Annotated in this window: 4 protein-coding genes; 2 read left to right on the top strand and 2 right to left on the bottom strand. The window is 69.1% G+C overall.

The window, feature by feature from the left end:
- Nucleotides 1–142 precede the first annotated feature (142 nt).
- A complete protein-coding gene (rpsG, locus tag ACFFCA_RS19555) occupies nucleotides 143–613 on the bottom strand; it encodes a 30S ribosomal protein S7 (protein ID WP_375487923.1) in 471 nt (156 codons plus the stop codon).
- Nucleotides 613–987, bottom strand: coding sequence for a 30S ribosomal protein S12 (gene rpsL, locus ACFFCA_RS19560; protein ID WP_375487925.1), 375 nt, complete (start codon nucleotides 985–987; stop codon nucleotides 613–615). The genes rpsG and rpsL overlap by 1 nt, the downstream gene beginning before the upstream one ends.
- A 506-nt stretch (nucleotides 988–1,493) precedes the next feature.
- Between rpsL and ACFFCA_RS19565 the strand changes: the two genes are divergently transcribed.
- The gene (locus tag ACFFCA_RS19565; protein WP_375487927.1) at nucleotides 1,494–2,039 is read left to right on the top strand and encodes a GNAT family N-acetyltransferase; all 546 of its coding nucleotides are present in this window, start codon (nucleotides 1,494–1,496) and stop codon (nucleotides 2,037–2,039) included.
- Between the two features lie 46 nt (nucleotides 2,040–2,085).
- Nucleotides 2,086–2,706, top strand: a complete 621-nt coding sequence (locus tag ACFFCA_RS19570) for a hypothetical protein (RefSeq protein ID WP_375487929.1) — start codon at nucleotides 2,086–2,088, stop codon at nucleotides 2,704–2,706.
- The last annotated feature ends 53 nt before the right edge of the window (nucleotides 2,707–2,759 follow it).

Here is a 2,759-nt window from a genome sequence, read left to right on the forward strand (position 1 = left end):
CCCGCGTCGATGTGCGCCATGATCCCGATGTTGCGGGTCTTGGCGAGTTCGGCGTGATTAGCCATGGTCTCTCTCGTCTTCGTTGCTGGCGGGCGGTACTGGGAGCTGGAATGCCTGCCCTCCCTGGTGGGGAGGGGCCGGACTACCAGCGGTAATGCGCGAAGGCCTTGTTGGACTCGGCCATCTTGTGGGTGTCCTCGCGACGCTTGACGCTGGCGCCCAGGCCGTTGCTGGCGTCGAGGATCTCGTTCATGAGGCGCTCGGTCATCGTCTTCTCACGCCGCTGGCGCGAGTAGCTGACGAGCCAACGCAGGGCCAGGGTGGTGCTGCGGCCCGGCTTGACCTCGATCGGCACCTGGTAGGTGGCGCCACCGACGCGGCGGCTCTTGACCTCCAGGGTCGGCTTCACGTTGTCGAGCGCGCGCTTGAGCGTGATGACCGGGTCGGTACCGGTCTTGTCACGGGTGCCCTCCATGGCGCCGTACACGATGCTCTCGGCCGTGGACTTCTTGCCGGACAGCAGCACCTTGTTCACCAGCTGGGTGACCAGGGGCGAGCCGAAGACCGGGTCGACGACGAGCGGGCGCTTCGGCGCGGGACCTTTGCGGGGCATTAGCTCTTCTCCTTCTTGGCGCCGTACTTGCTGCGGCCCTGCTTGCGGCCACGGACACCCTGGGTGTCGAGTGAGCCACGGATGATCTTGTAGCGGACGCCGGGGAGGTCCTTCACCCGGCCGCCGCGCACCAGCACGATCGAGTGCTCCTGCAGGTTGTGTCCGACACCCGGGATGTACGCCGTGACCTCGACCTGGCTGGTCAGCCGCACGCGGGCGACCTTGCGCAGCGCCGAGTTCGGCTTCTTCGGGGTGGTCGTGTAGACGCGGGTGCAGACACCGCGGCGCTGGGGCGAGCTCTGGAGAGCCGGCGTCTTGGTCTTGTCGACCTTGTCCTGCCGGCCCTTGCGGACCAACTGCTGGATCGTAGGCATGCGGCCTGCAATCTCCCTCTGCGATGACTCGAAACGAGTGGCGTACGTACGTTTTGTCGGATTCACCGGTACGTGCCGCACCGGAATTACCCTGCTCTGGTGTTGTTGCGGGCCCGAGATTCCGGGCATCGGATGAGTCCGTCCGCTCCCCGCGGTCGGGCGTGTCAACCCACCCGCGGACCGCTTCGCCTGGTGTGGCCGAACCGGCTGGTCGTGCTCGTGCCACCCGTCTCATCCGGCGTCCGACCACCGATCGCGAGGCGATCGTCGGTCTCTGACACCACGGGGCACACATCGGCGCCCGGATCGCTCCAGGCACGATTGTCGAGAATACTCCGCGCCCCGTGCTGAGTCCAAATCCCCGGATTTCCGGGCCGAGACGGCGTGGCCGATCCTTACGGACCGACCATCTCACGATACGCGGGTGGGCGGCCCGGCCTGCGTCGGGGCGGCGCGGCCGGCGACTCGGGCCCGCGAGCGCGGGCGGGGTTGGCTACGGTCGCCCCATGCGCATCCGCGACGCGTCACCGGCGGACGCCGTGGCGTGCGCCGGCATCTACGGCCCCTACGTCCGCGACACCACGATCAGCTTCGAGCTGGTGCCCCCGACCGCGGACGAGATGGCCGGCCGGATCGCGGCATCGCAGCTCCGGCACGCCTGGTTGGTGGCCAAGCAGGACGGCCAGGTCCTCGGGTACGCCTACGGCAGCGAGTTCAAGGCCCGGGCCGCCTACCGCTTCGCGTGCGAGGTCAGCGTGTACGTGTCGGCCGGGCATCGGGGTGCCGGCACCGGACGCGCGCTGTACGAGGCGTTGCTCCCCCGCCTGGCCGGGCGCGGCTTCCGCATCGCCGTCGCCGGGATGACCGTGCCGAACGCCGCCAGCGAGGCCCTGCACCGGTCGCTGGGCTTCGAGCCGGTCGGCGTGTTCCACCGCGTCGGGTGGAAGTTCGACGCCTGGCACGACGTCGCCTTCGCCCAGCGCGCCCTGGCGGAGCCGGACCCCACCGTCCCGGCGTCCGGACAACAACCGTCGCACGACTCCGGACCGTAAGGCGCCGAGCACTGTGCGCGGTGTGTCCCGAAGCTAGCTTTCGGCCATGACATTCACCCGCGGCACAGCCGCTCTCTCGGCCGCCTCGCTCGGCCTGTCCACGCTGGTGGCCGCGATCGGCCTCGGCGCCGCGCCCGCCGGCGCCGCATCCACCTGCTCATCCGGCGATGACCTCGGCCACCGCAAGTACACGGTGACCGGCAAACAGTTCCAATGGGACGTCGCCCAGCGAACCCGTGAGGAGAACTACTCCGGCCACAACGCCAAGCTCAAGTTCGAGGTGTCGAAGAGCACCACACGCTCGAACTCGGTCAAGGTCTCGGCCTCCGTGAAGGGCAGCGCCGACTTCCTCTGGGCCAGCTTCGAGGCCGAGGTCGGGGCGTCCGTCGGCCATCGGACCGACACGACCACCTTCGCCAAGAGCACGCGCTACTACACGCTCGGCTCGGGGGACTCCTACATCTTCGGTCAGGGCACCGGTTGGTGGCGCGCGACGGGCCACATCTACCAGTGCGCCTGGGTCAACGCCCACCACGACGGCGTGCACTGGTACGAGGCCGGTCACGGGCCGATAGTCGGCTACACGGGCCTGACCCGCGCGGTCGTCGGCTGCAAGAAGCACCCCGCCAAGACGTCCTTCTCCGCCGTGCTCAAGAAGGGCTGCTGACCGACACCCGTCGAGGACGCGCGCCCGCCGTCCCTCCCCGTCCGGAGTTGTCC

This window comes from uncultured Jatrophihabitans sp. (genome assembly GCF_964252635.1).
Classification (GTDB): Bacteria; Actinomycetota; Actinomycetes; order Mycobacteriales; family Jatrophihabitantaceae; genus Jatrophihabitans.

What these genes read in the sequence shown, in the direction of transcription:
- rpsL (WP_375487925.1), bottom strand. Translation starts at nt 987, where the DNA reads ATGCCTACGATCCAGCAGTTGGTCCGCAAGGGCCGGCAGGACAAGGTC.
- rpsG (WP_375487923.1), bottom strand. Translation starts at nt 613, where the DNA reads ATGCCCCGCAAAGGTCCCGCGCCGAAGCGCCCGCTCGTCGTCGACCCG.
- ACFFCA_RS19570 (WP_375487929.1), top strand. Translation starts at nt 2,086, where the DNA reads ATGACATTCACCCGCGGCACAGCCGCTCTCTCGGCCGCCTCGCTCGGC.
- ACFFCA_RS19565 (WP_375487927.1), top strand. Translation starts at nt 1,494, where the DNA reads ATGCGCATCCGCGACGCGTCACCGGCGGACGCCGTGGCGTGCGCCGGC.